Annotated in this window: 4 protein-coding genes; 1 reads left to right on the forward strand and 3 read right to left on the reverse strand. The window is 63.7% G+C overall.

Annotation, left to right across the window (positions count from 1 at the left end; translation table 11 throughout):
* The 3 genes from FNJ47_RS44225 to FNJ47_RS44235 all read right to left on the reverse strand — a co-directional run.
* The coding region (locus FNJ47_RS44225; RefSeq protein WP_175068509.1) for an AIDA repeat-containing protein at positions 1 to 2,049 on the reverse strand (2,049 nt) is incomplete at its 3' end.
* 391 nt (positions 2,050 to 2,440) lie between these two features.
* Positions 2,441 to 3,676, reverse strand: a complete 1,236-nt coding sequence (locus tag FNJ47_RS44230; protein ID WP_236000526.1) for an ABC transporter substrate-binding protein — start codon at positions 3,674 to 3,676, stop codon at positions 2,441 to 2,443.
* 46 nt (positions 3,677 to 3,722) lie between these two features.
* A complete protein-coding gene (locus tag FNJ47_RS44235; protein WP_163162829.1) occupies positions 3,723 to 4,925 on the reverse strand; it encodes a cytochrome P450 in 1,203 nt (400 codons plus the stop codon).
* Positions 4,926 to 5,007: 82 nt separating this feature from the next.
* Here FNJ47_RS44235 and FNJ47_RS44240 point away from each other — a divergent pair, with 82 nt between their 5' ends.
* On the forward strand, positions 5,008 to 5,532 hold the full coding sequence (locus FNJ47_RS44240; RefSeq protein ID WP_236000527.1) for a MarR family winged helix-turn-helix transcriptional regulator: 525 nt from the start codon (positions 5,008 to 5,010) through the stop codon (positions 5,530 to 5,532).
* Positions 5,533 to 5,819: the final 287 nt, after the last annotated feature.

The raw sequence follows: 5,819 nt of genomic DNA on the forward strand, positions 1-5,819 counted from the left end.
GACCGAGATATGGTCAGCCGTCGCGCCCGACGAGACGTTCAGGTCGCCGCCGCTGAAGACGGTCGCATATTCGAAAGACGCGCCGGAGAGAACGTCGACCAGCCCGGAAATTGCGGTCCCCGAACCGGTGACGCCGGTGACGGAGCCACCTGCCGAGACGATCTCGTGGCCGCCGCTCTGAATGCTGACATTGCTGGTGATCTTGCCCCGCACATTGAGCGTGCCGGACACGTTGATCATGCTGGCCGAACCGCCGGCCAGCACGTTGAGCGTTCCGCCGGCTGCGACGAACGTACCCGTGCCGGCCGTGCCGCTGATGGTGCCCTGGATGACGCCGCCGGACGAGACGTTCTCGATACCGCCGCTGAACACCGCGACCGTATTGGACGTGGTCCCCGTCACGTTGAGCGTGCCGCCCGCCGAAACCGTCGTCCCGGTGGCAAAGCCGCCGGCCAGCACGTCGAGCGTTCCCCCGGATACAAGCGTTCCGCTGGCTCTGCCGCCGCTGCTGACATACATCGTCGCGCCGCTTGCAACGACGGCATTCGTATCGTTGCCCGCAACCGTTTCGGTGCCGCCGGACGAGACGTTCGTGCCCGTGTCGCTGCCGCCATTGCTGACGGTCAGAAGCCCGCCGCTGCTGACGGTGGTGCTGGAGGCCGACCCGCCGGAGGCAACGAACATCGAACCGCCATTGAGCACGGTGTCGCCGGTGTCGCTTTGGCCGCTCGAGACGATGTAGGATGATCCGCTGCTTACGGTCACCGGGGAGCTTTGGCTCATCACCGTGCCGCCGTTGTTGGTCAAGCCCGTGACACTGCCGCCGGCAATCACAATCAAGGTGCCGCCGCTATTGACCGTGATGCCGCTTGCGGTGCCGCCGGACGAAACGACTTCGGTGCCACCGGAGCTGATCACTGTGCTGCTGGCGATGCCGCCCGCCATCACGGTCTCGGTGCCGCCGGCGCTGATCACCGTGGTCCTGGCGGTGCCGCCGGACGAAACGATTTCGACACCGCCCGAGCTGATCACCGTGCTGCTGGCGGTGGGGCCATACGGGCCGCCGCCCCACACGATCTGTTCACCGCCTGCGATCAGCGTGGTGGAGATCGCCGTTGCGCTTCCGCTGTATTGGCCACTGCCGACGTATTGGATACTGCCGCTGCCGGTGACCGTCGTGCTGACGGCCGTGCCGGTTTCAATGTAGCCGTACGGCGCAATGTACTGGATTCCACCGCTCGTAATCGTGGTATTGCTTACGACACCAGTACCCGCGGATCCGAGGGCGGCATAGCCGACGTACTGGATCCCACCCGCAATGACGGTGTTGACCGCGGTGCCGGCCCCGAGAAATCCTACGATCTGCTCGGAGCCGCTTCCCGTCACACTGGTGTTGGACGCGACCGCGCTGCCGTAGACACCGGGGTTGTTGTTGTAGTCGTTTGAGATGTCCTGGTATCCACCGCTCACGACCGTTGTGTTGATCGCGGTGCCGCCGTAGATTTCCTGTCCGCCGCCACTGACCGTGGTGTTGATTGCCGTGCCGCCGAAAAAGGTCAGTCTGCCGCCGCTGTCGACCGTGGTGTTGCTCGCGATTGAACCACTGAAGTCAAGCGACAGTCTGCCGCCAATGATCGTTGTGTCGATCGCGGTTCCGACGCCGGTTGCACCTGTGTACGGATCGTAACCGAGGATCGCGTTGCCGCCATTGATGACGGCGCTGATCGCCGTGCCGAAAACGTAAAGCTGCGCCGCACCGTTCGAATCGTAGGAGACGGTGTCGCCGAAATCGGTGCCACCAGAGGAAACAACGACGGTACCAACATCGAGGGTGCTGCTGATAGTGCCGCCATTCAGCACGTAAAGCGTGCCGCCGTCCTGGACTGTATTGCCGCTTTGCGTATCGGACACAGAAGCGCTGGTTCCGCTGGCAACATTCACACCCATAGACCCCTCCCCGAAAATACTTCCAACGAAATCCAATAAGCCTGTCCGGCAATTCGAGCCCGCAGTCGACTTTGGCCGATGGCCCGCCGACAGCGGAATCAAACGACCGGAGGCCCTCGCCAATTCCCTTGGCGTGAGCTCTTGATCACTGAGTTTTGGAGAGCAGGTTGAAATGCTGGCGAGACGCAAACCAGATTCAAGTTGCTACGTCATCCAAAATCGAAAAGCCGTCTGAATATGCGCAACAACCATTGCGATTCGACCGAAGGCCGTCAAGATCCGGTCGGGAAACCCGTCGGAAAAATTATTTCTATCCAGCAACACTGCGGAATCGTCGCTTGTGGTTTGCGCTCTCTTCGCCGCGACGCGGCATGGAGAGAGAGCCCTTCATGCCGCCCGCTCCCACCCGAAGCCGGATTTGCCCGGCTTCGGCAAATTGAAAAACGCGGGTGGACCGGAGTTTTACGGGGAGATGGAGGGCGCGGCAACGACCTCACTTCACCAGCGAGCACCCGCCATCGGCCAGCGGACGGAACGCCTGGTCGGCCGGGATGGTCGCGATCAGCTTGTAATAATCGTAGGGGTACTTCGACTCCTCCGGCTTCTTCACCTCGAACAGATACATCGGGTGGATGACGCGGCCGTCCTGGCGGATCGTGGTGTCGCCGAACAGCTTGTCCTTGCCCTTGAAGGTCTTCATCTGCGGCACCACGACCTTGGCATCGTCGCTGCCGGTGGCAGCAACGGCGTTGAGATAGGCGAGCGTCGAAGCGTAGACGCCGGCCTGGTTGCCGCTCGGCATCTTGCCGTTCATGCCGGGACGCGCGGCAAAGCGCTTGGCGAACGCGCGGGTGTCGTCGTTCATGTCCCAGTAGAAGGCTTCCAGCAGTTGCAGGCCCTGCGCGACCTTCAGGCCCATGCCGTGGACGTCGTTCACGAACAGCAGGAACGCCACCATGGTCTGGCCGCCCTCCTGGATGCCGAACTCGGCCGCCTGCTTCACCGCGTTGATGGTGTCGCCACCGGCGTTGGCGAGGCCGATCACTTCTGCTTTCGAGTTCTGCGCCTGCAGCAGGAAGGACGCGAAATCCGACGTGCCGAGCGGATGCTTGCTCGATCCGAGCACCTTGCCGCCGTGCTTCTCGATGTAGTTGGTCGCCTCGGCTTCGATGCCTTTGCCGAGTGCGTAGTCGACCGTCACGAAATACCAGTCCTTGCCGCCGCGCTGCATCATCGCGGCCGCCGTGGTGTTGCCGGTCGCCCAGGCGTCGTTGACCCATTGAATGGTGTTCGGCGAGCAGGCCTTGCCGGTGAGATCGGAGCTTGCGGTCGACGATGCCAGGAACGTCATCCTGGAATCGCGCAGCACGGTGTTGACGGCAAGGCCGACGGCCGAGTTCGGCACATCGACGATGGCGTCGACGCCTTCGACATCGAGCCATTTGCGCGCGATCGCAGATCCCACGTCGGCCTTGTTCTGATGATCGGCATAGACAATCTCAACCTTGATGCCCTTGCCGCCGCCGTTGAAATCCTCCGCCGCCATGCGCGCGGCCTCTACCGAGCCCATGCCGTTGGTGTCCTGGAAGATGCCGGAAATGTCGTTGAGCACGCCGATGCGCACGACATTGTCTGAAATCTCCGCGCGTGCGCTGCCCGCCACGCAAGCCAAGGCCAGCGCAAGTCCAATCCGAAATCGCCCAACCCCGAAGCCCTTCATCGATCCCATCCCTTGTCTTTCCTCAAATAACCCGTTGCCGACCTCGAGTTTCCCGTCAGGCCGGCGTGATCTCGACCGGCAGGCTGTTCAGCCCGCGCAGCGTGTTGTTGAAAAGGCGCTTCGGCTCGCCTGATATTTCGATCCTGGCAACGCGGCGCGCCAGCGCCGCCATCATCACCTCGCCTTCGAGGCGGGCGACGAGCTGGCCGACGCACATGTGGATGCCCGAGCCGTAACCGACGTGCCCCGACGTGCGGCGCGTGATCTCATAGCTGTCGGGGTTTTCCCAACGGCGCGGATCACGGTTGGCGGCGGCCAGGAACATCAGCACCTTCTCGCCCTCGGGAATGTTTTCGCCGCTGAGCTCGACATCGCGGGTCGTGGTGCGGAAGAAGGTCTGGACCGGACTTTCGAACCGCACGGCTTCCTCGAAGGCATTGCGCGCCAGTGTCGGATCGCTGCGCAGCTTCTCGAACTGGTCGGGAAAGCGCGCGAGGCAATAGACCGCTGCGCCGATTCCGTTGACGGTGGTGTCGAGCCCGGCCGACAGCAGCGAGCGCACCAGCAGCGGCGCCTCGGTCGCGGTGATGGCGCCGCTATCGACATGGGCGTGGATACAGGCGCCGATGCCACCGGGGGTGAGATTGTCCCGCTGGCACTGCTCGGCAACGTAGGCCTGATGCGGCGCCGAGCGCTCGATCGCCTCCTTGCGGAGTTCGTTCGGCGGGCCGAACGCGTTGAACACCAGACTTGCATAGGGCAGCAAATTCTCGCGGCCCTCGGGCCTCAGGCCGAGCGCATCCGGGAAGATCGACAACGGATAGGCTTCGGCAAGGTCCTCGATCGCGTCGAACCTGCGCTTCTCCAGCAGCAGATCGAGACGGGCCTCCGCTGCGGCGGCGAACTGCCGGCGAAGCTGCTTCATCACGGTCGCCGACAGCACCGTGCTCAGCACTGCGCGGGTCCTGGTATGAGCGGGCGGATCGGCCTCCAGGATCAGGCTCGGCGGCCGCCACGGCTTCTCCTTGGAGAAGTCGCTCAAGCCGACGCCGCGGCTCGAGCAGAAGGTCGCGGGATCGTTCAGGACCGCATGGACCTCGGCGTAGCGCGCCACGCCATAGACATTCCACTTGTCGAGATAGACCACCGGCCCGGCCTCGCGCAGCCGCTCATGGGTCGGGAATGGATCGGCAAAGAACTCGAGCGCGAACGGATCGACGTCGAGATGCGGGACGGATGTCCCCCCTGTTGCAGTCATCGGGACCTCCCGAGGTTTGATCTTGTCAATACGGGCCGCATGTCACTTGCTCCCGAACAGTTTCGCAGCGATGATTTGAGAGATGAGCAGTCAGCCCCTCCCCCGAAAGCCCCGCCGGCCCAGACCGGCCGATCCCGCAGACGCCAGCGATGGCCCGCTGCTGGACCTCAATCGCTATGTGCCGGCGTTCATCACCTTCATCGGCAACAAGCTGTCGAACAGCGCCACCGCATTTTACCAGAAGAATTTCGGCGTCAACGTCACCGAGTGGCGAATCATCTCGCAACTGGCGATCGAGCCGGGGATTCCCGCCTCCCGGATCTGCCAGGTGATCGGCTTCGACAAGGGGCCGGTCAGCCGCAACCTCGCAGCGCTGCAGAAGCGTGGCCTGCTGACCATCCGTACCGCACCCGACGACGGCCGCACCCATTCGATCACGCTGACCGCACGCGGCCGCGCCATCCACGACAAGGTCATCGTCGCCGCGCTGGAGCGCGAGCGGCGGCTGCTGTCGTGCCTGAAAAAGGACGAACGCGAGGTGCTGATCGACCTGCTGCGGCGGCTGCACGAGAATCTCGGCGCCGTGACCGGGCAAGGCACGACCTGACCGCAAGGCGGCGCCGCGGGCGGTACCCTGCGGGGCCGCGGCCGTCACAAGCCTTTCGACACTGATCCGTGCTGGTTGCGCCGTGCTGCGCAGCATTCGTCCTCCCATGGTGCAGGGCCGTTGACCGCCCCGTTCGATGGGGTGCAAGTTCGCACAGCTTAGTTGCCGTGGCAACTAAAAACCCATGATGCGCCGCGGCGTCGGGTCGCAAGTGGAGACTTGTAACGTTGCCCTCAGCTTAGGTGAGCACGCTGCTCAGGCTCCCTCCCCCCTTGCGGGGGAGGGTT

Source organism: Bradyrhizobium uaiense (assembly GCF_010811875.1).
Lineage (GTDB): Bacteria > Pseudomonadota > Alphaproteobacteria > Rhizobiales > Xanthobacteraceae > Bradyrhizobium > Bradyrhizobium uaiense.